The sequence below is a fragment of the Ignavibacteria bacterium genome (assembly GCA_017302895.1).
GTDB lineage: Bacteria > Bacteroidota > Ignavibacteria > Ignavibacteriales > Ignavibacteriaceae > UTCHB3.
Map to the genome: position 1 here is coordinate 1 of JAFLBV010000004.1, position 25,302 is coordinate 25,302.

Here is a 25,302-nt window from a genome sequence, read left to right on the forward strand (position 1 = left end):
GGCAGGGAGAGATCAACCTGAAGTCATACAAGGATGAACTCCCCGACTTCACATGGCAGTTACAATAGCCAATCGATCTCAAACAAAAATTGAAAAAGGTTGTCACGAAAGTGGCAACCTTTTTTTTCATCCGCCTGAGCAGGCGCAAACAAAAAAAAAGCTGCCTCAAATCGGGCAGCCTGTTTTTTATCTAAAATGTTCTGAAGTAACTCTTGAAAAGACCATCGAAGAGGAAGTATTCATGTGCCTGCTTCGTTGGGTGGTCGGTGGAATTTCTGCTGACAGGAGCTCCCATCCCTTGGCTTTGAAAGAATTGGCAGTCGTTTCCTCTTCAGTTTCTCTTACATCGACTCTCTCTCTGACAACCGCTCCCTGAGTCGTAATCCTCGCAAGTTCAAGCTGTTCGCGTCTGAATCTCCTGTTGGAGGTAACCTTCGAAAAAACAATAAACAAAATATTAAATATTGCGATTGCGGAGACGAGAAGAATGATGTATGAGAGCATATGATTACTTTCAGAATTGTCATAATAAGGTTGAACAAAAATAATAAACATATCTTATTAAAGACAGATAATTTTTCGATTTTGCCTCCGAAAACGCCCTCATGTGAGTTCTCTCACACAGACAGGCCCGGAAACTAAAATCCTGTGCTGTATTCGTCAGAAAATCGGGCAAGTGGTTCAGATTTCCTTGTCCCTTCAGGTCTGAAAAGTGCCATGATACCATACCTCTGCTCGTCAAGCGCATGATCAGCGACTGAGGGGTCATTTCCCTTTCCCGCAATATCCTCGGGATCATTTGAATCGTAAACAGCCGACATCATTTCATCAATCAAAGGAGTATTAAGGCCGTCAAATATAAAATAGGAGGGTGATTTCCCTTCTGCAGGAAACAAACTTTTCCATGACCACCACCCTGTCTTTCTGCCCGTGAAAGCAGGAGAGAGAAAGAGTCCGTTTGCAGCAAAAACATCTGCGAATGTATTCTCATGGGAAACCACAGAATATCTCTCTTTTTTAGCAAAAGCGTCATGTCCTGCAACAATCATCGATGGTATTTTACCTCCTGTGATTGATAGAAGTACGGGGTCATTTTTAAGCAATTGTGAAATTGCATTTGCATGATCCGACGGGGTTCTCTGTTTCTCGTAGTAGGTGAAAATCCGGTAATATTTTCCTTCAAAATCCCGGGCTGTCAGACCAAAGGAGCAGGGAGAGTGGAACCCGGGATCGATGCTTCCCGTCAATGCCCAGTCGGATGGAAGTGTAAACGGTTTGATCACCTGTTGTTTCCGGTCAAAATTCTTGAAGAACATTCCGCCAAAAACCTCCCAGTCACCATATAAATATGCCATCCGCAGTTCAGCAGGAAGTGTCTTCAAGTTGGCAGCATAGGTACTCTTCTTTATACAATAATCCCTTCGTGTATCTTCGCTCCATTTATTGTAATATTCACTAATCGATGTTCCCTCTTTTTGCAGATTCTTCAGAGACCAGAAAACATTATCCCACAAGTACGACTGAATAAAAAAATAATCAGAGGGATCTTCATTCCCGTCGTATTTTTTATCTATGAACAGTCTTTTAAGATATGAATGTGAAGTGCCGCCGGGATTCATGGTTAGAACCATTTTGGGAGTAAATCCCTCTTTCAGACTTCTGTTTGAAGTTTTCAGGAATCGCAACTGATGGGGTGTACAATGTGTTGCTTCATCAACGAACACAACATCATACTCAAAACCCTGAAACGAATAGATATCGGCTTCACTGTCAGCATAGCCGAACTGAATTATGGGCGTGCCGTTCGGTGAATAGAGTATTTTCTCCGATTTGTTGTAGTGCTCCATCAATTTTGAATGTTTTTCGTAAAGGGGCAAAATGTGATTCTTTAACAATTCCTTCGAATATCGCCTGAAAATCAACGATCGTAATGCATATTTTGGATCAAGCCCCAGAATCAATGCTATTTCCCTGATTGCGAAACTTTTTGCTCCACCCCTCGCTCCCCCATAGCCAATCCACGAATATTTACTTTCTTCGATCAGCGATTTCAACAGCTTCTGTTTTGGAAGAAGTGAAATTCGTTCAACCTGCAATTTCCCTGTCTTCATTTTTGCTCACCCGCCTTTATTTCGGAAGCAAGATCCACAACCTCGATTCTAAGAACGCCCTCATCGTTTTTCTTCTTGTCACCACCGGTAGGATAAACCTTGTCGATCAGTATTTTGGCCGCTGAGATCCTGTGGTTGAGATTTTTCCCCTCCACTTCACCTTCCCTGACGGACACAAGAAAAGTGATAGAATTATCAGCTTCCCTCTCCAGAATACTCCCTCCCCTTTTACTCACCATTTTCTCCTGACTGGTTTATAATACTTCAAAAGTAGTTAATTCGACACCCAAATTCAAGATTAGGAAAAAGAACAATCATGAAGTCCACACTTTTTATATAATTAATTTTTCCTTAACTTTATTTTCATAACGGGCATTTTTCCCATGGGTGCTGGACAAATACACTAATCAGTGTCCAGAATTCTGAGGAACAGATATCCTGGTCTCTGCATTTTACTTTTTTATCCTAAATGAAACAAAACTCAAATGAACTACAGGAAATTCGGAAACACAGATTTACTCGTTAGCGAAACAGGATTTGGAGCCTGGGGAATTGGTGGTGCGATAAAAATCGGAAACATTCCCATTGGATGGGGTGAAACGGACGATGAGACATCACAAAAGGCTCTTCTTAAAGCTCATGATATGGGTGTAAATTTTTATGATACTGCCGATTTTTACGGTTTGGGACGGTCAGAAGAATTAATTGGTAAATCGTTCAGGAATGTGAGGGATGTGATTATCGCTACTAAAGTCGGGCATCGTGTGGGAGACGGCGACACCATTCTTCTTGATTACAGCAAGTCTCACATCATTTCAGCATGTGAAAAAAGTCTTAAAAGACTGCAACGAAACGAAATAGACCTCTATCAGCTCCACTCTGCAAAAGTAGTCCACCTTGAGCAAGGAGAGTGCATCGAAGCAATGGAGCGCCTAAAGGAACAAGGAAAGATCAGATATTGGGGAATTTCACTGAATACTTTCGATCCCTACCCCGAGTACAATTTTCTTAAAGATACAAGTCTGTGCAGCAGTTATCAGGTGGTTTTTAACATTATCAACCAAAAGGCTCTCGATCTGATAAAAGATGCTGAAGAGAACAACTCTGCAGTTATTGCCAGGATGGTCATTCAGTTCGGACTGCTTACCGGGAAAATGAACCCCGACCGGGAATTCGAATCGACCGATCACCGGTCATTCAGATTAACGAAGGAATTTATTTCCCTTGTAAACGAAAAACTGAATCCGTTGCACTCTTCAGCAGCAGTTGAGGGGATGAATCCACTGGAACTTGCTATGAGTTTTCCATTATGGCAAAAAGGCATTTCCACCATCATCCCCGGCATAAAAACAGAGGGTCAGGCAGTCGAAAACATCAATGCGGTTCAGCCCTGCAATGAAAGACTGGATAATCTGACAAAACAACTCTACCGGGAAGATCTCTATAAAATTACAGATCTCATGAAAGGTCTCTGATAGTTACATTAAAGCTCTCTTTTCGGAGGACCTGATCACCTGAATAGAGGAGCACATCAAAGACAGCGTCACCTTTTGCAGTATCCTGTGGAACAGGAATTTTGTTGAAGTAATCCTGTCCAAAATGGAGACTGGAGTTGCTTCCGATAACAAAGTTCTCAATCTCAACAACTGTGGAACCGTTGAGCAACACCTCAATTTTGCAATAGTCATACTCCTCATACTTGTCGTTTATTACCCAAATCTCAAAATTGAGCATGCTCCCGGGGAAATATCTATCCTGTCTCAAAAATACCGAAAGGAGGAGCGGATCAAAAGCTTTCCTGACCGCTTCATACCCTTTTTTGGGAACACCATAATAGTCGATAACTGACCAGCTTATCGATTCCCAGCAATCCATGAAGAAAAACTGAAATGCTCCCGTTATTCCTTTCCCTTTTCTCCTTCGGTACTGGTGAATCGCGAATGAAAGCAGGTTTGCCTGATAATCCTGAGAATTTTCCACAAACTCCATAAGCGTGCTCCCCGGATCAATGCCGGCAATATTAAAAGTCTGGTCTGGTTGAAAATTGTGATATTGCCATTCCTTCCAGTCATAAGGTGGCTGCACTGATTTCAGGAACTTTTCAAGTGACCCGGGAGCAGGGAGAGCTTGTGCTCCGAATTCCGTTACAAGGGGGCCCATTGGTGCTCCGGCATAATGCTCCCATGTTCCCCAGTACCAGCCGTCATAAGGGTGCTCCTCATAATTCGAGGCTCTCCTTATAATTCGTAACGAGTCTTCCTCTTTCACAGCTTTCTCGAGGTGCATATCAAGGGTTTCCACCTGCTCTCCGGGTTCATTCTGACAGCACCAAAAAGCGATTGAGGGGTGGTTGTAGAATGAGTTTACCATCTCCTTTATCTGTTTTATAGCCGTTGAAGCGAATTCAGGTGATTCATCATAAGTCCACTGCAAAGGGAAATCCTGCCAGATCATAATACCGGCTTTGTCACATGCTGTGTAAAATTCTTTTCGAGTAATGTGGGCGTGAACCCTGACTATGTTAATGTTTGCATTTTTAATCAGTTCCACCATCCCGTCTATCCTTTCTACCGAGAGAGAGGAGAGAAGTTGTTCAGGAATCACATTTGTACCCCTGAGAAACAATTCCTTCCCGTTAATATAGAACCGTTTGTCTTTATCGAGTTCAACTCTTCTGATGCCGAAATGCTCCCTGTAGATTTCTTCATTTCCGTAGTAGAGCACCAGTTCGTGCAGATTCTGCTCCCCAATATCCCAGGGGTACCAAAGCTGAGGATTTGATATCTTTGTAATCAGTGAAATCTTGTTAACTCCGTGAGAGAAGACGGGATTTCGCTTTATCTCAATCACTTCCCAGTGGGGTGTTATTATAACAGCTTTTAGTTCATCTTTTTTTACTCCCCCGTCTCCGGCAAGAAGTTTTAACTTGATGTTCAGTCCGCATTCTGTTTCATTATAAAATTCATAACTGACTTTCACTCTTGCGGGAACGACCCCCGGAGTAATTATCATGGAAACCGAATTCCATATACCACCGGTGTTTGCGTTTTGTCCCTTCTCCATATCCCATCCACCGGGTCTGCAGTCATGGTGATTAAGCACCCCCTTTATCAATCTCTTTTTCAGAGGCCATACCTCACCCGGTTCCTCATGCGGGGATGAAACTTTCACGATGAGCAAATTCTTCCCGATATGTGGAACACTTTTCGGCAATTCAATATAAAATCCTGCAAAGTAACCCTCATGTCTTCCGCAAAACGCTCCGTTGAAGTAAACTTCACAAAAGTAATCGACTCCCTCAAATCTTAAAAATACGGAGTTGCCAGCGGTTAATTTTTCTATCTCCACTTCCCGGCTGTACCAAACTGTGCCGTTGAAGTTTCTTAATCCGTGGAGTTCCCAGTTCGAAGGGAGTTCAGCCTGTGCGATGTTTACTCCTGAGAAAAAGCCGGCAGATACTTCTTCCAAAGTCTTTTGAGAATGTTCATCGGTTATAAACTGCCATTGTCCGCTTAAGTCAATCTTTTTCATTGTAATTCCTTATCTCGTGAAACCAAGATTTTCAAGTCCTTTTTGAACAACAGGATCTTTCATAAAATACTCCCATACAAAGTCGTTTTTGTAGTTTTCGATCATCAGTATTATCGGTCCTTGATCAATACCGATACAATCCTGTGCCACCCAACCTGCAGTGGGATTGAATGCGTCCTGAAAGCCATATTTCCCCCAAAGCCCCGAACTGCCGTATTTATACTTCATGTTCATGAGGGTGGGAATTGTAATCTCCGGAGCGAATGGAATCGATCCACCTGCGGCTGTGGGAGCAATGGTTCCGTCGTCGTTCCAGTCCATACCGGGCATACTGAATCCCCGGGCTGAATAATCGATAAACTTGTATCCATTTTTGTTGTATTTTTCACCGGGTCCGTCACAGGCGGTAAGGCCCCAGGTGAACTCATCGAATCCGACCCATTTTCTGGGATTTTCCTTGCCAAATATCTGCTGGACATATGTAGCCCTGCGGGTATTCTCCCAGTAGTCGATCCCTTTTTCCCCCGTTTTGCTGTCAAAAATACCTCTGAAATCAAGGAAGAGATGAGAATACTGATGCCCGAAGAGTGGCGGAAATATGAAATGACCAAGTCCCGGATATGGAGTCCCCCACTTGTAATCCCTCAACCAGCGGTCATAGGTTCTTCCGTAATCTTTTGAATTGGAGCCGGCAGCAATTACAAAAAGAACAATTGCCTCGTTGTACCCCCACCAGCAATGATCAATCAATTCGCTTTTTTCCGGATGCCAGCCCATACTTAAACCATTGTGGTAATCACTTTTAGGATTGTTGATTGTGAAGAAATCCCATTCAGCCCTCTCCAGGATTTTTGTGACTCCTTCCCGGATAGCACGGTGAGTTTCATTGTCACCGCTGTAGTAGTTTCGTGCGAATATCAACCCGGCAAAAAGCAGCCCTGTATCGATCGTCGACAATTCACATTTCCACTCCCTTTTCCCCTTTTTCATATCGACGAAGTGATAATAAAAACCTTTGTAACCCGTGGCGTCAACTTCCGCACTCTGAACACTTCCCAGAAGAAAATTGATCAGATTGAGAGTGACCTTTGCCGCAAACTCTTTTGTTATCCATCCCTTCTCAGCACCAATAGCCCATACAGGCACTGCAAACCCGGTGGAAGCCATACTTGCCGGTGACCAGTCTGCTGAACGGTCTTTTACCAGTCCGTTTTCAGGATTCATCTCATGAATAAAATATTGAAATGTCTCCCTCTGAAGTGAATCGAGGAAATCCTTTTGCACCTGAGGAATGCTCTGATATTTTACATACTTCTCAGGTAAATAGCTGTTTTGAGCTATTGAGCAGCCGCCAAAAAGGAAAACAAGGGGTAATAAGAGTAATAATCTCATTTCTTCGTCCGGATTGTTATTATAACAAAAACCGCCGGGGACTGCCCGGCGGTAGAATATATTATTAATTATTGAGATCAGAAACCGACACTGAAAGTGAATCGGTGAGCCTGATCCAGCCTTCCATAGTCAGCCCAGGCATAGTCGAACCTGACTGTGTACCCTCCCGAAATCGATGCTTTCACACCACCTCCGAGGACGGCACCACCTTCGAGAGAAGGAAGAAAAAGGTTTCTGTAACCGCCTCTCAGGTACACCAAATCGAGTATCTGAAACTCACCACCAAGGCTTATGCTTTCATTATTGTCATTAGGATGAAAACCATCGACTGAGAGGATAAGTTTATAGTCCTTGGTAAATTTAACAGGATATGACAAACCAACTCTGAAGGCTGTAGGAAGACCCCACTCATCCATCCTGAGTTCGGCCGGTAACTGATCGTTGTCTCCGTATTTCTTCGGGTCGAAATCAAAATTGACATAAGCATCCCTTCCCTCATATTTGGCTCTCGGACCAAAATTCATGAGAGCGGCTCCAATCGTAAGACCGTCAACCTCGACCTGGTACTGTACACCGATGTTGAGGGCGAAACCGGAAAGATTGGAATGCCAGATCGATTCCTGATAATAGGTCATCTGAAGTCCGACAGAAACACGGTCTGTGAGCATAATACCATACCCGAGACCGAGTGCGAAATTGGTGACGCTGAACCTCTCACCCGTACCGAGTGGTTGTTCAACCGTTCTCACATCCATCTCACCCGAGTTTAGAGAGGTCATCTGAAGTGCCAATGTACCAAGTCCCTGAATCGGAACAGCAGCAACCGCATAGTTGTAGTTGATGTCTGCAATCCATTTGTTGTAGGTAAACTGGGCATCAAGCTTGTCAAGTCTCCCGAGACTGGCAGGATTGTAGTAGAGCGAAGTTGCCTCACCATAAAGTGCCGTACCTGCATTTCCCAAAGCGGCGGCCCTGGCGCTCGGTTCTATCTTCAGAAATTGTGCTATTGTGGTTCCCGCCTTGCTCTGCGAATAAAGCAGGACAGAGGAAAGAACCAAAAAGAACGCGGTGATAATTGTTATCTTTTTCATTTTAGTCTCTCCTACTTCACAATTGCGAATTTACCGGTGTGTACACCCGCCTGACCGGCATCAACATGGAAGATATACAAACCCGGTGCTGCCTCAAGGTTATCCTTCGTACGAAGATCCCAGGGTACATAGCCGTTCAAGATATTTCCATCGTGTTGAAGTGTCTGAACAAGTTCACCCGTCACTGTATAAATTCTTATGGTGCAGTTTGGAGGGAGATTCCTGAATTCAAGTTTTCTCTCGCCTCTTCCCTGAACGCCAAATCTTTGGGGTTCGAAAGATGCTGCAGCTACATAAGGATTAGGAACAACATACGGTTTGTTGTTAAACTGACTGTTTGCCAGGTTTTGATCAAACTTTTGGCCAATCGATCTGAAAGTAAATTCATCCTGACTGCCGAGTGGTTTGTTGATCACAAAACGGTACTCGTCACCTTTTGACGGCGGCACAAGGGGTCCTCTTTGCCACTGTCCAACTGTATCAAGTTTGATGTTCCAGGTCGGAATTGCAACCGTCGGAGCTTTTGTCTGATAAGTCTGAATCTCGATATAGTCGTCGGGTTGATCGAGGGTCTTAGAATTGTTTTTATCGTAGAACTTGAAATTCAGTTTCGACTCGGTACCGTCGGATTTCACAGCGGTAATTCTAAACATTGCAGGCTTCGCCTGGAATCCCGGGAATGCCTTGGAAGTGTCGAGAACCTGGTCGCTGAATTCGATTCTCAAGTTTTCGGGGTAGTTGGGTCGTTTTAGGTTGATCGGTCTTACGGCACTGTATCTGACAGTAAGAGAAGCATTTGTAGGACTTCCCGCTACAAATCCTGTCTTCGTGGAATCGACTTTAAAAGTATCAATGGAGGTAACCACGGGGAGCAGACCAAGAGCTGTCGGACCCGAGCCCTCGCCCTTAAAGTCGTAACCGAGTCTAAAGAGAGTATCGCCTGAAGTCTCATCAATAAATCGATACATCTCTGCTTTTACACTGTCATCCTGACCAAAAAATGTCAGTTTGAAAAGATGATTATCCGGCACTTCAGCAGGGTTCACAACTTTTACCGATACACTTCCGAAACCATTTCCCTGGCTGTGAACTATGTTCTCGGTTGTTGCCGGAACATATCCCATGCTGTTTGGATTCGGCACCACCTCTATAACATTCTTCGGTAACACTGTTCCACCACGAAGTGTCTGAGTAACTGAATAAGCATTTTCAGAGGGATACAATTCCAAAGAATCTGAACCTTTGTCATAAGCAACTACTGCATAGTAGTACTTCTGACCGTTAACGGCTGTTGTGTCGCGGAAAGTATGCCTGATGCCTGTGTCATCACCAAGATAGTAAGCAACACCTTTAACTGTGGTTTTCGAGTAGCCAAGCACCTTGTCCTTTAAATCAAATTGTGCAAGAGCTCTTCCGAACGGCATCGGCTCAGTTCCTGTTCCACTGTAAATGGTCTTAATGTCATTAAAGTTTGGATCGGTACTTCTGTAAATCTTGTAACCTTCGAAATCATTTTCACTGGTAACAGGATCGAAAGCCCTTTCAGCAGCTTCATCCCATGAGAGTTCGACATAACCGTCTCCGGCGAATCCCGTAAGAGTTGGAGTTGGAGGCGGAACCGCAAACTGATAGTTGGCTTTGTAGATTTTACCGACGATCTTCACATTGTTCTTGAGTTCCCTTAGATCGCGTCCAAAAGCAAGAGCAAGACTGAATCTTTCTGTCTTTCCGGCAGGAAGTTTGAAAGGACCTGAAGCGAATAAAAATCCGATATTCAGGTTGGTTCTGGTAATCGCTGCATCAAAGGAAGAATCGGGATCGGAGAAATTTTTGTAGAGTCTCTCGGGCCAGCCTCTGCCATCATCAAAAAAGACGATGTTGTCTGTTTGTCCACCACCCGCAGGATCATTGATTCTGTTGAACTTGAATCCGGTCAGGCCAACCTGATCTGATTCATCTATATCAACTTTATCGAAACCGGGTTCACCATTCGTCGGGATACCATCATTTTCACCGGCATCATTTGTACCAAAAAGACCATCAGCACCGGTATCGTTATACTCACCAACCCAGTCCATGTCTTCATCACCTGTCCACCACAGACCTCTTTTGAAAGCAGGTCTGTTCTCGATAGGACCGTAGGTTGCCTGAAAATCGGCGAGATTGTAGTTTGAAGTAGCATAAGAACGGATATTGTCCTGACCTGTAATGAGGGTGCCCGGACCGCTGTCTCGTTTCTCATCCTTAATTCCGTCCTTATCATTATCCTTGCTGTCATACTGATTTCCGGGTGTTTCGAGGTATGAGTATCCAAGATAACCTGTTGGCCCTTTTACACCGTTTCCGTAGTAATCCCAGGTGTAAACAAGGTTAATTCCCTCTTCCTTGGTGAAGTAAGCATTGTCATCGTCAGATTCAGGATATGGATCCTTCCCTTTTCCCGAACCGCCAACACCGGAGTCCATGTAAAGTCCGAAAATAATATTGTCATTATAGTCGGTAGTACTTTCATTCGTAATGTCATAATGGAAGAAAATTACATCAGACGCCTGCGGGTTGTTCCACTGGAAGCCTCTTTGCTCAATTCTTAGACCAAGCCCTCTTCTTGTGCGGTCACGACTGTCGGGGTAATAATCCCATGCATCGTAAAAGTTGTCATCCATTACGGTGAAACTTTCCTGCATTTCGAGTTTTGGTACCTTACCAAAATAGCCGTTCCAGGAACCGCCCCATCCGGGGTCTGTGGCATCATTCATCTTGTCAATCCACTTGTCGGGCCAGGTTCTCGGGTCGTTCGACATTGCAACAGACCGTCCCACATTTATTGTCGGATCATCCTGGTGATATCCGGGTCTCGGCTCATATCGCATGGTCTTTCCTGTGAGGGGACTTTGAGTCTGTCTCTCACGGTATCCCGATTGCATCATGTAGGCAACTTTTCCGTTTTCCTGCATAACCTTAGCCAAAACAAAAGGTGTAATACCATCGGTATAGTTTTCACCGGAACCTTTTGGAATTTCAACCGAATGGAAAACTGTGAGGTCAACTTTCAACGGATCCGGGGGATAATCGCCAACCATTCCATAGTTAAAAAACCGGGTTCTGATGTTGTTAAAGTCGTGCTGCCCCATTCTTTCCGCATCAATTCTGCCCCTCAGTTCCGGGGGAACCTGAGCAAAAAGAACAACAGGTGACAAAATCATCAGGAGGACGAAAAAGAACCTTCCCGGTCGAAAGATTTTATTTTTTGAATTCATATTAAGATCTCCACTTTTCCGCATAATTATTTACTCCTGAAAGAGATGCCAATCTCAATTTTTCTCGGCTCATAAAATCTGCCCGGGTTAAGAAGTGCTGCCCTGTCGGCAAATGAATTTACAGAGTAATCAGGACTTCCGGTGTTCGCGAAGACAAATCCATTCACGAAATTTGTACTGAGAACATTGGTCATTCTTGCGAAAACACTAAGATTTATGAAGGAAAGTTCGAAGTATTTTTCCGCCCTGATATCGAGAATTGCATAGCCGTCTTTCCTTCCGGAGTTCGTTTCGAGGTCTGCATTGAAGCCTGTCCCGATTGCCGGGGTGTATGGCATACCGCTTCCAAAACGGAGAATCGCAGATATGGTATAATCGTTCGGCTGTAAATAAACGGCAGTGAAATTAAGTGTGTGTCTCTGATCCCATCCGAAGGGGATATCTCTTGGTCTGGGGTCTTTCCCGGCAGCAGCTCTGTTGGCGGTCTCATACGGATCACTTGCATTTCCCCGGGCATACTGCATGGTATAATCAACTGATGCTGTAATCGGACCAAGTTTCCTCATCTCAAACGCGAGTGTGAAACCGTAGACCGAACCAAAATCGATGTTGGTCAGTCTTGGGTAGTCAGCAGCAGCATAGGTCGAAATAAATTCAGCGCCAAGAAGGTCTCTAATATCCTTGTAAAATACCGTCAATTCACCGCCAAAAATCTGACTGAAAGCCTGCTTCAATCCACCTTCATACTGAACGGTGAGCTGAGGTCTCAAATCAGGATTTCCCATTGTGCCATATGAAATGCCGCCATCCTGCAAATCCTTCAAGATGTTGTAGTTTGAGTTCGAGTAGAGGTCAGCAAGACCCGGCATCTGATAGAAGTGTCCATAGGCAAAATAAACAGATGACATGGCAGTAAGAGGGAAACTGAAACCAAGTCTCGGTGCCAGCGCAAATTTTACTGAAGTTGGTTTAAGAACTGACTTTGGTGCACCTGAAATGGAGTTGGCGGGATTCGAAAGATCGCTCGGCACTTCAGCGTTTGCATCATAATACTCTGCTCTCAATCCGGCTCTGACCACCAAATCTCCCAACTCAATCCTGTCCTGTAGGTACAGTGCATATTGTTTCGGGAAGTACTGATTTATTCTCGGATCGGTGATGAGTACAGGCTGGTCTTTTGCAACGAGTGTTGATACCCCGTTTACAATGGTCATCTGCAGGAATCCCGGCGAACCAAACTGGATGTCAGATATTTGTCCTTCGACACCAGCCTCGAGGAGGTTGTGCCTGTTAATCTGCCAGGTGAAATCAGCTTTGGCAATTATACTGTTCGTCTTTTGGATATATCTTCCAAGGTCAACACCCTGAACTATTGCACCAAGTTCGTAATTGTTGTCACTCTTGAACTCACCTGCAGCTATGTATCCGGGATCAAAAACTGATTCGTATTTGTATGACTTGTAGTCGAAGTAATTCTGCCGTACACTCACCTTATAAAACATTTCCGAAGAGAGGGTGTGCGTAAAATCGACACCATGCGAAACAGAAACTGTGTTGTTTGGTTTGTTCCCGTCGGGATTCAGACGGAGACCAAAATTGTAGTAGTATGCTTCGATCGAGTTCATTATAGCCTGATAGCTCAGATTCATGTTCTTGATTGAAGTGTTGGTCAACTTGAATTGCCCGCTCCACTCTCTTGTGGTGTTCATCGGTACAAGTTCGTTGTCTCCTGTGGGCCTGAAGATTTTGTTTTCGAGATCATTTTTATCAGTTGGCATAAATCTTCTCGTTCCATAGAGGTATCCGTCACCGGCATATCTTCTTCCTGAAACAAGGAAAGTTGTCTGGGGTAAACCTGTTGGACCTGAAAGTGTCAACTGATAATTCTGTATGCCAAGAGGACGGAGTTTATCAGCATCAGGATATCTCTGATTGTCAGTGGTATAAAAACTTCCACCGTAAAACTCGCCTGACCACTCAAAATTATCATCGCCCGACCTTAATACAGCATTCACAACGCCCGACATTGCCTGTCCGTATTTTGCATCGAATGTTCCGGAGATAATCTGTACCTCCTGCAACACCGATTTATCGAGTAGAAGTGTAGCTGCATTATTGAACGGGTTATTAATCGAAACACCATCCACCTGATACTGCACCTCACCAAGTCTTCCGCCTCTGAAATGACCATCCACAACACCTGCCTGAAGGTTCACAATCTGTCCCAGATCCTGAACAGGCAAAAGTTCAATTTCATCCTTCGAAACATTTACTACGGAAGAGGTTTGATTAAACTCAACGAGTGGTTTTTCTGCGGTAACGACAACTGTTTCTGTGGTAAAGGATGTACTCTGAAGTTTTACATCAATTTTTGTGGTTTGATCGGTTGAAACCGCAATAGCTTCAACTTTTTTCGACTGAAAGCCGGTGTATCTAAACTCCACAGAGTAGGTTCCGGCACGAAGATTAAGGATGGTATAATAGCCGTCGAAGTCTGTGACAGCTCCTTTGTTGGTGCTTTCAACGATAACAGTCGCACCGATGAGTGGCTGACCGTTTTCATCAGTCACCCTGCCAGCAAGTTTTCCCGCCGTTTGAGCATTTAACTGCCCGGAAATCAGAACAATAAAAATCAGCAGAATTACCGGAAGAAATTTGTAGCCGGTTTTTTTCATTTTTTCACCAGTTCATAAGTGGTTTGAAACTGTCAAATATAAGCCGTTGTGCAGTGTGCAGAGGAAGAAAAATCTTCCTCTGCACTCATTTATCTGCACTTTGGACCGAAAAAACTACTTCATCAAAATCATTTTGCCTGAAGCTGACGAAATGCCGCCATTCGATGCATTTTTAAAGTTGACCTTATAGAGATATACACCCGAGGTAAGACCTCTTGCATCAAAGTTGATTTCCTGCGCACCGGCAATCGCATTGATCATTTGCCTGCTGACAAGCTGACCAAGTGAATTGTAAACCAGCACTTCAGCCTGACCTGACTGAGGAGCGGAAAACTTGATTTTGGTTGAAGGATTAAAAGGATTCGGGTAGTTTCCATAAAGTTCAAGCGATGAAGGTATTCCTGTAAATTCATCCTCGACATCAACTACACCATCGTTGCTGAGGTAAACCCATGCAAGGGCAGGTCCGCCGGCATGCTCACGCATAAACCAGGTTCTTGTTCCATAGTTCAATGCAGGATCGGTGAATGAATCACCATCATAAAGTACTGACCCAAAGAACAGACTTCTGTCGCCGAGATCCTGAGGATAACCCAGAAGTCCTGTTAATTGAATTTTTCCTTCAATTACATAGCCTTCATCAACATCGTTGTTGTTGTTTATGGTCGATGCGCCTTTTAACCTGAAGGCATAGGATGATTGTGTGGAATCGAGAAGTGTCTGCATATAATCACCGGGTTTGAGAGCACCTGTCGAATCGAATGTGAGCCTGAGCATCCTTGCTTCAAGTGCATTGTCTGATGCACGGGAATCACGATCCATAAGTACAGTTGCGAAACCGTCGACGGCATCAAACAAACTGGTTCCCTGAATAAGCTGATCGTTGAAATCAGCACCAAAATAGAGGAATCCGTCTCTGTGGAAATATTTGATTTTTACATATCCCGGATCTACAACAGGAGGCCTGCTTCCTGCAACAAGTTCGGGCTGATACTGTCCACTCTGGTAGGCACCAATTCCGGGATATGCTGCTCTGGCAAGTGTATCGTCCCATCCGATTACCAGTTCCTGAGCGCCTCTCCAGACTTCTTCGTCAAGGTTGCCATCGATAACGGGAGCAGGTTTGTTGGAACCGTTGTAGAAGGTGTATTCAACAGGAGCGAGTGGAGGGTTGGTGGTGTTTACAGTTACATCCGGTTTTGCATAGATTCTGGCAGCATTTGCACCATTTGCATTTCCCCACGGATACTGATAGTATGCTCTTGCTGTATTGATCCTCGATGGAGTATTCCCGTAAACCCAGTCGCAATCCCATATCGAGAAGTTTAACTGGATGATGTCGCCGGTAGATCGTGTTATATCGTAACCGAGCACCGCAACATCTATTCTCATCTCTACTTCCCAGCCCTGATCAGGAGTGGTATCATCGCAAGATACACCACCGATGGTTCTGTAACCGGCATCCCATGCAGCTCTCTGTTCGGGAGTTCTGGTAGTGTCAGAGAAGTTGCCAAATCTGCCGATAAAACGGGGTGGTGTTCCGGGCTGCAGATATTGAGGCACATTCAGGTACCACCATGTGTAGAAAAATTCTGTAGCGGGGAGGGGTCTGTTTGGACTTGCCTTGTCGCGAATGTTCATAAGGATTCCGTCCCATCTTGCCCAGTCAGCAATTCCACCAACTGAAGAGTCGGGCATCTTGAATCCAAGATAGAGATAGTGGTCTTTAACGAGGAATTTTACCGTTGCTCTGATAGGATCAGTAATGGCATTCTCGTTGAATTCCGCTGTCCAACCGCTGGTTGGCAGAGCGCCCGGCTGACCATAGATAACCTGTACCGAATCGGCTTTTGCCCAGTCGGCTTCATTCATGTTGCCATCAAGGGTAATGGTCCCCAAAGCGACCTTTCCCCAGAGGGCATCACTGCGCACCACATTTTGCGCGTTTGAAAAATTGACTGAAAATAGAAGAATGAACAAAGCTGTTATTACTCGTTTCATCTTTTCTCCTGTATGTTTGTTACTGATTGATTGATTAAAAAAAATTTAAAATAATGGTGACGGATTGGCACCCGAACAGCCGCATGAATTGCCGATTATCAGCCCTGTCGAAAGTTTTTCATGGTAGGCATCCAACGGATTTACTTCGCCGTTTATTACTTTTAGTAAATACCTTACCGCCTTTCCACCCAGCTCTTCAATAGGAGCGTGAACTGTAGTCAGTCTTGGACTCAAGAGTCTGCTCAGATAGATGTCATCAAATCCTGTTACGGCTATATCATCCGGAATTGCAACCTTCAGAATCTTTGCTCCCTCGTAGACCCCAAGAGCCATCATGTCGTTTGCCGCAAAAATCGCCTGCGGTCTCTCGGCAATGGTCATCAATCTCATGAAACCATAGTAACCGGAGCGGACAGTGAAATCACCGTCGACTATCCAACTGGGATTAATGTTGATTCCGTGCTTCAGCAGCGTCTCTGAATAACCCAAAAACCTCTCTTCAGCGTCGCAGTTGTCTTTCGGTCCTTTAATCATGGCAATTCTTTCATACCCGTGCTCGAGAAGATGCTCGATATTGGCAACTGTTCCCTGATAATTGTCGATACTTATGCTGATTGCCTCATCGATATCGTTCAGAGAATTTATGAGAACCACTGGTCTGCGGCTCTTCCCGATAATCTCGGGCACTTCCTTGTGGATTTGCGGAGCCATCATTATGACTCCGTCCACTCTACCACTCGACATGAAGTCGATCAGTGTTTCCACTGCGTCTCTTTGGCTGTGAGAGCTCGCAACAATTATAAATTTGTTCCACCTGTGAGCCTCTTCGTCTATTCCATGAATGATGTCGGTAAAAAACTCTCCGGCAATATCTGGAATGATCACTCCAATCGTATCTGTCATCTGTGTCGAAAGTCCGCGGGCGAGAGGACTCGGCTTGTAATCAATCTCCTCAGCGATCCTCATAATCTTCGACTTGGTAGCATCCTTTATCAATTTGCTGTTATTAAAAGCTCTCGATACTGTTGCTATCGACACCCCTGCCAATTTTGCGACTTCATGGATGTTTTTTCTGGTCATGATCTTGGTTTCAATTGTAAAAAAATGTAAGCGTTTACAAAGATCAATTTAATAAAGATTTTTGATTAATTCAAGCGGAAAATCAAAAATATTTAAAGAATTTTACTCTTTTACTCCACCCATCATTATCCCCTTAATGTAATACTTTTGTAAAGCAAGAAACATTATCATAACCGGCAGGATTGTAATTACACTTCCCGCCATCATCAGTTCAGGATCTTTGGTATGTTCCCCCATCAGATTGGCAAGAGCAACCGGCAGGGTGTACATGTCGCTGTCATTCAATACAATAAGAGGCCAGAGGAAATCATTCCATGTCCCCATAAATGTAAATATTGCAAGAGTAACCATCACAGGTGCAGCAAGCGGAACGATGATTTTATAATATATCTGAAAATCTGTGGCACCGTCAATTCGTGCTGACTCGAGGAGACTGTCCGGAATCGCCATTACATACTGTCTGATGAGGAAAATACCAAACACATTCGCGAGTCCCGGTATCAAAATTGCCATGTATGTGTTCAAAAACCCGAGTTCCTTGAGCATAAGGAATAATGGCAGCATCGTAACCTGTGAAGGAATAACCATTGAACTAAGCAGCAGTTTGAATATGGCATCCCTCCCTGCAAATCTGTACTTTGCAAAGGCAAATCCCGCCATCGAATTAAATACTAATGAAACAACCGTAACCATCGTCGAAATAATCAGACTGTTCAGAAGATTCCTCGAAACATCGAGTCTCGAAAACAATGTTTCATATTGCGTCAGCGAAAAAATGTCGGGAATAAACCTCGGCGGGAAAACCGAGGCGTGTCCATCCAGCATAAAAGATGCGGATAGCATCCAAATAAACGGAGCGAGGGTAAGCAATCCCGTAAAAATCAGAAACGCATAAATTAAATATTTCTTCACTTCAGGCCTCCCTTCTCTTCTGAACCCACATCTGAATCATTGTACCAATCAGAATGATCACAAACAGCACAAACGCAATAGCAGAGGAATATCCCATATTCCACCAGCGGAATCCCTCCTGATACATGTAAAGGACAATACTCAGTGTGCTGTCCAGCGGTCCCCCCTGTGTCATGATGTAGGGCTCTGCGAACAACTGGAAATAGCCAATCATTGTAATAATTGTTATGAATACAGTAGTTGGCGCAAGCATGGGGAGAGTAATTTTTATAAATCTTTGCCAGCCGTTTGCCCCTTCAATCTCGGCGGCTTCGTACAGTTCCTCGGGTATGTTCTGTAAGCCGGCTATGAAAATTATCATGTTGTATCCGAAATTTTTCCAGATCGAGAGAAGTATAATGGATGGCATTGACCAGTTGGGATCTCCAAGCCAGTCGATTTTCCCGATTCCCAAAAAGCTCAAACCGTAATTCAGCAATCCAAATTCCGGATGATAAATAAACCGCCACACTATCGAAACAGCTACAAGAGTGGTAACCACCGGCATAAAATATACAAGTCTGAATATCCCTTTGAACTTGACAAGTTTCGAGTTCAGCATCATCGCTGCACCAAGAGAAACAGCAATCGAGAGGGGTCCCGAAATAACTACAAAAAAGAGGGTGTTCTTCAGAGCAGTCCAAAACAATGCATTATCAAAAAGTTTGATGTAATTATCGAATGCTGTGAATCTGAATTTGCTGTAATTGCCGATGGCATAGATATCAAAATCAGTAAAACTGATTATGAATGCACTTATCACAGGGATAAAAAAGAATACAAATATCGCTGTAAGTGCCGGTGCCAAAAAGAAATATGCAGCTTTTTTCATTCGTCTTTTTTTTGAGTACTTGAGTAACTCGAGTACTTGAGTTTATTTAATCCTAAATTTCAAAACTTTATTAGAGCACAATTCATAAGTCATAATTCAAAACTAATAACTAAAAATCAGCTCATAGTTCATAGATCATAGCTAATAGCTAAGAATCCATCTCCTCTTTTCCAAAATTATATCAACTTCCTTGTCCATCGCTTTCATGGCTTCAGCCTCCGTCATGGTGCCACGGGCGGCATATTCCGCGAATTGTTGCAGCTTTGAGAATACAATTTGTTCCCACTCGGGTATCTTTGGAGTTGGAACCACATGTTGAAACTGATCATAAAATGCTTTAATAAACGGATCGTTTTTGAAGTAGGGTTCATCCCAGGCTGAGATCACAGCGGGAAGGTTGTTCGTTTCCCTGTAGAAAGCGAGCTGGGTCTCTTTCTCCGAAAGAAATTCTATGAACTTCCATGCGGCTTCCTTGTTTTTGGAATTTTTGAACATCACAAGACTCGATCCGCCTGCAAGACTGACACCCGGGAATCCGTTTTTTCCGGGAAGTGGTGTAGTTCCCCACTTCTCACCGGTGGAATCCTTCATCCATTTTTTGAATTCAGGGATGTTCCAAGGTCCTGAAATATACATTGCAAAAAATTCCTGTTGAAACGCCTGATACACATTTGTTACCTGAGAAACCCCCAATGGGGTCAGTTTTTCCTTGTGAAACTGCATGAGGAATTTAAAGGCATCGAGAAATTCCTTGCCGCTGAAATTACCATAGGTCCAGTTGTCTTTGATCAGGTCGGAGCCATTCTGCAGTCCAAAGATTACAAAAGGTGCCCACTCGTTTGTAGGAAGATATATCGCATACTTGTTCGGATCATTCTGCATTCTGACAATTTTGCGGGAAAGGTCGAGCAACTCTTCCCAGGTTCTTGGAGGATTGTCATAACCAGCTTTTTTGAAGATGTCTTTTCGATAATATATGATCCGGGTATCGATGTACCACGGAACACCGAAAATTTTTCCCGTCACTTCATTTGTGTTCCAGATGCCCGGGAAGTAATTCGCTGCTTTTAAACTTTTACTTTTTGAAATGTAGGCATCGAGAGGTTCCAGTGCTTCAATCATTACAAATTGTGGCACCCATGTATTGCCAAGCTGGCAGAGGTCGGGTGTATTGTCGGCGGCAAATGAGGAAATCAGCTTCTCCTGAGCTGCCGTCCAGGGAACCATCTGTACTTTTACTTTTATGCCCGGATTTCTTTTTTCAAACTCGGGAATTACTTTTTGTATCTTCTCCCCTTCGGTTCCCATCCCCCAAAAAGTAATTTCTGTTGTACCGTCTTTTTTATCACTACATCCGCCGAAGAGGAATAAAAATGGAAGCAAGAAGTAACCTCCCGAAAAAACCAATCGAAAACCAAGGTTCACTTGCTTCCACCAACCATTCATTTCATCAACACCATCTTACCCGTGAGGGATTTATTTCCCGCGGTTATTTTGTATAGATAAATTCCCGAATTAACTGACGATCCGCGCTTGTTTAGACCATTCCAATAAAATTCATTCCTTCCCGCTTCAAACCATTCTCCATTGGTTTCCGATACTACATTTCCAAGTGCATCATATATTTTTAGATCGACAAATCCATTTTCCGGAATTGAAAATGATATTTTTGTTGTCGGATTAAAAGGATTGGGATAATTTCCCTCAAGCTTAAACTCTGCAGGCAGCGGTGGTAAAGCTTCGTCTTCAACCGATGTGGTTGTATCTGCTGTGAATCCAACCGCTGCAAGCATGGGAGCAATCTCGGGATTTTTCATAAACCTGTTCCATAACAGACCCGTTCTGTAATTCTCGATCATTGCAAGAATGGGACCTTGATCTATCGCAAGATAGCTCGATGCAAACCAGTTCTGCTGAGGATTGAAAGCATCCTTAAATCCATAAACTCCCCACAGGTTTGCACCATAGGTTCTGTACATGTTTTTTAGTGCTGCTATCGATTCAACAGGGGTGTAAGGCATGGATGAAATTGCGGCTGTCGGAGCGATGGTCCCGTTGTCTCCCCAGCTTGTCGGTTCATGAGCTGCATATCCCCACGGATTGTCAGATGCGGTCAGACCCCAGGTATTGGCGTTGTAACCCGCATATCCTTTTGGATTTGCGATACAATATGCCCTGTTTACGAGGGTCTGGTTTTTGTTGTGCTCAAAGTAATTAGCAAACTGATCTTTTTTGTGTCTCGGATCAAAACCGAGATATGAGTAATGTGCGAAGAAAAGTGGTCCGCCCGTGTTTTGTCCTACCCAAAGCCGGTATCCGTAATAGGTACCTGTATTCTGATAGCCCGATCCCACTGACCAACCGAGCCAGTATGACTGTGGAGGCATCGGAAATGTCGGAGAAGCGATCGCCAGCATATACATTATCATAGCTTCCATGTATCCCGTTACGGGCATATTCATCTGCCATGCGTAGTTTGGCGACCAGTGCCAGTAGAGTTTGTATGTGTTTGAGTATCTCCTGTACCAGTTCCACTCGACGGTTTCCCACGCCTGTGTTATCTTCTGCCGGATTTCAGTCTCAACGGGATTCTGACCGTCAAAATATTGTCTTAATGTCAAAAGTCCCTGCACCAGAAATGCGGTTTCCACAAGGTCACCGCCGTTGTCATAAGTGCTGAAAGGGATTACCGCCCCTGTCGTACCATTCAACCAGTGAGACCAGGCTCCGTGGAATCTGTCCGCTTTGGTCAAAAGGAAATTGACTATTTTCAATGTCCTCTCGGCACCTTCTGTGCGGGTTATAAAACCTCTCTCTATTCCAACAGGTATTCCCATCACTCCAAAACCGGAACCGCCGGTGGTAACAGTTTCACCACTTCCCAGGCGCTCCCTTGCGAGTCCTGACACAGGATGAGCATAATGCCAAAAGTATCTGAAAGTTGCCGCCTGCACCATGTCGAGGAAATCTTCATCGGTCATTGGTGAAGTGGTAACGGCTAAATCGGATGTTCTCTCCGATTCATTGTAAGAAGTATCAAATGCGGATATCGCAAAGGTTTTGGATATTCCCGTTGCACCCGTCCACTCAAAATAGTAGTTGTCATTGGCATTTGTCGTTCCAATGCGGATGTACGTGTTTCCCTCTTTTTTATAGATGTTGTACCCCATTACATCGGTTTCGGGACTTTTCATCCACCTCAAATCAAAATGCTTCTCATATCCTTTTGCTACCGGTTGGGAAGGAATAGAAGGAGGTGTCGGGTCAATTGTTCCTTTTGTTACCATCCTGACTTCATCAATAAAACAGATTCGTTCTGTAGTATCTGCTACCCCGCGGGAGAAAAAGACATATCTTATCTTTGTCAAATCTGTGGTGTCTGCAGCATTTCTGAATAATGAAAGGGGCACAAGAACCCTCCTCCAGGTGTGAGCGGGAAGATGAGAAAGGTAGCTGCCCATTTGAACCATGCCCGTTCTTGCTCCTGCATTATCCTGAAGGTAAAGCAGAGGCAGATTTGAACCGGGAATTTCTGATGTGGAATAGATATAAAAACTGAGGGTATCTTTGTTGTTTACATTAAATAAGGGATTGCCTGAACCTGCTACACCAAGACGCCAGTTACCCGAATCCATCGAGCGCCACCTCAACTTAAGGCTGTTTGCTCCCGAGAAAGCGTATTGTGTGGAAACAGGAAATTTACTGTCGAATATCAATTCCACAAATGCGGGTGCAGTAAATGAACCGAGACTGGGATCCCAGTAGGTATTAACCGCACTGTTAGTGAAAAAGACAAAATCCTGCCCATAGGTTAGCGACCATGTAAAAACAAAAAATGTTATCAGTTTGAATAGTAATTTCTTCATCAGAATTTGTATCCGGTGATGCCACTTGATTTATGATCGAGAAGTGATCCATCGATATCTCCGAGATATACTTTAACCGAGACTTCTTTTTCGGAACGGGGTCTCAGGATATTGTCCTCTGCTTCGATTCCGTCAATTTCAACTTTTGCGACTCCACATGAAACATGCTCAGGATTGAAGACTTCGATATTGTAGACAGTACCTCTGTAAAGCCTCTTTATTTTGAAACCGTCCCAAACTGCGGGAATCGCAGGATCAATTATAAGCCCTTCATCTTCAGCACGAACACCGAGGATCCAGTCAACAAATACCTTTTGATACCATGAAGCCGAACCTGTGTACCATGTCCAACCTGCTCTGCCATAGTTGGGTGAATCGGGTCCGTCGATGTTGCCGGGAGTTACATAAGGTTCTGCACTCCAAAGATCTGGATCCATTCCGTTAAGTACGGGAGAAATTCCCTCCACGACTCTGTATGCTTCTTCAGGTTTCCCAAACTTTGCAAACGCCCAGATTGCCCAGGTAGCCGCGTGCATGTAAACTCCACCGTTCTCTCTTCTTCCCGGTGCATAACGGGAAAGGTAACCGATATATTTGTCCGGTACACTGTATGCAGGTTGAAGCAACAGAGTCCCGTTTTTCTTAAGTAAATATTTCTCGACTGCCTTAAGTGCTGCCTCCTGTTTTTCAAACGGGGCGATATCGCTCATGACAGCCCAGGTTTGTGGATTCAGGAATATTTTACCCTGGGAGTTCTCCGAAGATCCGAATTTTTCACCCGTGTCCTTGGTTCCCCGGTAATAGTACTCACCATCCCATGCATGTTCGTTGAATGCGGTTTTTATTTTTTCGGCACCCGAGTGCAGTTTTGCGAGTGTGGTATAATCCCGTTTCTGCTCTGCAATCTTCGCAAATTCCTGAAGCACAAAATAGAAGAACTCCGCCATCCAGATTGATTCCCCCTTCATTTCTAGACCAACGGCACTCAGTCCGTCATTCCAGTCACCTGCCCCAATCAAAGGAATTCCCCTGTCGCTAAGGCGGGAAAAAACCACATCAATCGCACGAAGAGAATGTTCGTATAGAGTTTCTTTTAATTCTTTCTTATCGTAATATTCAACCTTTGTCTCAACAAAATCAAGATTGCCGGTTTCCTTGACATACATCGACAGGATGAAAGGCAGCCACAAAAGGTCATCCACCATTTTGGTCGGAAGTCCTGTCTCGGTAATTGGATGCCACCAGTGAAGGACAGTTCCTTCAATAAACTGATGAGCAGCGTGAAGTTTCAGTTGTGCTTCTGTTCGAGAAGGATCAATCGGCAACCAAACGAGAGAATCCTGAAGCTGGTCTCTAAAACCAAAGGCACCACTCTGCTGATAATAAGCTGTTCTTCCCCATAATCTTCCTGCAATTGCCTGATACCTCAACCATTTGTTAACCATTAAATTCATGGCAACATCCGGTGTATTAATTTCAAGCGGAGAGAGCATCTCCGTCCACATTGTCTTCACTTCCGCAAGTTTCCCAGCCACTTTGGCGGGAGTGTCATATTTCGCTCTTTTAGAGTCAATTTCATTAAGTTCGCTAACCAGACCCAGATGATATATTACTGTATCTTCCGCTCCGGCTTCCAGTTCAATTTCGTTTTGCAGACACGCAACAGGGTCATTCCAGGAACCGGTCTGACATTTCAATGGTGTGTCATTCAGTGCGGCAGGATTTTTCAAATCACCATACTGCCCCATAAAATTTTCTTTTTCCGACTCGTAAGAGACGACTTTTTTGTTAACCCCAAAAAATCCGTGATACTGGTAATCGATATTCCAGTGCCCCCTGTCCCCGAGAGGAATCTCCCAGAGCCTTTTTGTGCCGTGCATGTAGTTGCCATCGGCGTTAAAATATGTTTCAATAAATGTTTTGTGAAATTCCCTGTGGAAATCTGCTGATGAACCGAGACACCATTCAAAATAAGTGAACAAGGAGAGAGATACTTTTTTGCCGGAGTTATTTATAAACCTGACATTCCAAATCTCAAGTGTATCGTTCAACGGAACAAAGACCGTCATCTCGATTTTAATACCTTTATATTCAGAAGTAAAGACCGTGTAACCAAATCCGTATCTGCACTCGTAACTGTCGAGTGGAGTCTTAACCGGCATAAATGTGGGGCTCCAAACTTCTCCCGTCTCGTTGTTTTTTACATAGAGGTATTTGCCCCAGTTATCCTGTATCAGGTCCTGGTGCCATCTGTTTACCCGGTTAAACTCAGAATGCGTCAACCAACTGAAACCACCACCCGTCTGCGAAATAACCAGACCGTAATCTCCATTCGAGATCACATTAACCCAAGGCTTTGGGGTGTCATGTCTTTTTATAACATATTCGCTTCCGTCTTCTGTAAAATATCCGTATTTGGTTTCAAATAATCTTTCCAAGGTCTCTTTCCATGTTTTTTGTGTGTAAGAATAAAAAATAAACCGCTAAGAACGCAAAGTACGCAAAGTTTTATTTT

Annotated in this window: 16 protein-coding genes; 1 reads left to right on the forward strand and 15 read right to left on the reverse strand. The window is 44.1% G+C overall.

Going from position 1 to position 25,302, the window contains the following annotated elements:
- Positions 1-186: 186 nt before the first annotated feature.
- The 3 genes from J0L60_14320 to J0L60_14330 all read right to left on the reverse strand — a co-directional run bounded on the left by J0L60_14320 (position 187) and on the right by J0L60_14330 (position 2,350).
- Positions 187-504 (reverse strand): hypothetical protein, encoded by a 318-nt coding sequence (locus tag J0L60_14320; protein ID MBN8547305.1) that lies wholly within the window; start codon positions 502-504, stop codon positions 187-189.
- Between the two features lie 134 nt (positions 505-638).
- Positions 639-2,111, reverse strand: coding sequence for a phage terminase large subunit (locus J0L60_14325; protein MBN8547306.1), 1,473 nt, complete (start codon positions 2,109-2,111; stop codon positions 639-641).
- Positions 2,108-2,350 (reverse strand): hypothetical protein, encoded by a 243-nt coding sequence (locus J0L60_14330; protein ID MBN8547307.1) that lies wholly within the window; start codon positions 2,348-2,350, stop codon positions 2,108-2,110. The genes J0L60_14325 and J0L60_14330 overlap by 4 nt, the downstream gene beginning before the upstream one ends.
- A 246-nt stretch (positions 2,351-2,596) precedes the next feature.
- On the opposite strand from J0L60_14330, the gene J0L60_14335 reads away from it, so the two are divergent.
- Entirely contained in the window at positions 2,597-3,586 is a 990-nt protein-coding gene (locus J0L60_14335) for an aldo/keto reductase (GenBank protein MBN8547308.1), read from the forward strand.
- Here J0L60_14335 and J0L60_14340 read toward each other — a convergent pair.
- The 12 genes from J0L60_14340 to J0L60_14395 all read right to left on the reverse strand — a co-directional run bounded on the left by J0L60_14340 (position 3,570) and on the right by J0L60_14395 (position 25,225).
- Positions 3,570-5,642 (reverse strand): beta-galactosidase, encoded by a 2,073-nt coding sequence (locus J0L60_14340; GenBank protein MBN8547309.1) that lies wholly within the window; start codon positions 5,640-5,642, stop codon positions 3,570-3,572. The two genes, J0L60_14335 and J0L60_14340, sit on opposite strands and share 17 nt — an antisense overlap.
- Before the next feature lie 9 nt (positions 5,643-5,651).
- Positions 5,652-7,034 carry a Tat pathway signal protein gene (locus tag J0L60_14345; GenBank protein ID MBN8547310.1) on the reverse strand — a complete coding sequence of 461 codons (1,383 nt, stop codon included), beginning with the start codon at positions 7,032-7,034 and terminating at the stop codon, positions 5,652-5,654.
- A 77-nt stretch (positions 7,035-7,111) separates the two neighbouring features.
- Entirely contained in the window at positions 7,112-8,125 is a 1,014-nt protein-coding gene (locus J0L60_14350; protein MBN8547311.1) for a PorV/PorQ family protein, read from the reverse strand.
- Positions 8,126-8,136: 11 nt separating this feature from the next.
- Positions 8,137-11,382 (reverse strand): hypothetical protein, encoded by a 3,246-nt coding sequence (locus tag J0L60_14355; GenBank protein ID MBN8547312.1) that lies wholly within the window; start codon positions 11,380-11,382, stop codon positions 8,137-8,139.
- 26 nt (positions 11,383-11,408) lie between these two features.
- Entirely contained in the window at positions 11,409-14,057 is a 2,649-nt protein-coding gene (locus J0L60_14360; GenBank protein ID MBN8547313.1) for a TonB-dependent receptor, read from the reverse strand.
- Between the two features lie 114 nt (positions 14,058-14,171).
- The gene (locus J0L60_14365; protein ID MBN8547314.1) at positions 14,172-16,058 is read right to left on the reverse strand and encodes a T9SS type A sorting domain-containing protein; all 1,887 of its coding nucleotides are present in this window, start codon (positions 16,056-16,058) and stop codon (positions 14,172-14,174) included.
- Between the two features lie 45 nt (positions 16,059-16,103).
- Entirely contained in the window at positions 16,104-17,138 is a 1,035-nt protein-coding gene (locus tag J0L60_14370; protein ID MBN8547315.1) for a LacI family DNA-binding transcriptional regulator, read from the reverse strand.
- A gap of 102 nt (positions 17,139-17,240) precedes the next feature.
- Entirely contained in the window at positions 17,241-17,981 is a 741-nt protein-coding gene (locus tag J0L60_14375; protein ID MBN8547316.1) for a carbohydrate ABC transporter permease, read from the reverse strand.
- Positions 17,982-18,051: 70 nt separating this feature from the next.
- Positions 18,052-18,921 (reverse strand): sugar ABC transporter permease, encoded by an 870-nt coding sequence (locus J0L60_14380; GenBank protein ID MBN8547317.1) that lies wholly within the window; start codon positions 18,919-18,921, stop codon positions 18,052-18,054.
- 141 nt (positions 18,922-19,062) lie between these two features.
- On the reverse strand, positions 19,063-20,304 hold the full coding sequence (locus tag J0L60_14385) for a sugar ABC transporter substrate-binding protein (GenBank protein MBN8547318.1): 1,242 nt from the start codon (positions 20,302-20,304) through the stop codon (positions 19,063-19,065).
- A gap of 59 nt (positions 20,305-20,363) precedes the next feature.
- Positions 20,364-22,787, reverse strand: coding sequence for a T9SS type A sorting domain-containing protein (locus tag J0L60_14390; GenBank protein ID MBN8547319.1), 2,424 nt, complete (start codon positions 22,785-22,787; stop codon positions 20,364-20,366).
- Positions 22,787-25,225 (reverse strand): glycosyl transferase family 36, encoded by a 2,439-nt coding sequence (locus J0L60_14395; GenBank protein ID MBN8547320.1) that lies wholly within the window; start codon positions 25,223-25,225, stop codon positions 22,787-22,789. The genes J0L60_14390 and J0L60_14395 overlap by 1 nt, the downstream gene beginning before the upstream one ends.
- Between the last annotated feature and the right edge of the window lie 77 nt (positions 25,226-25,302).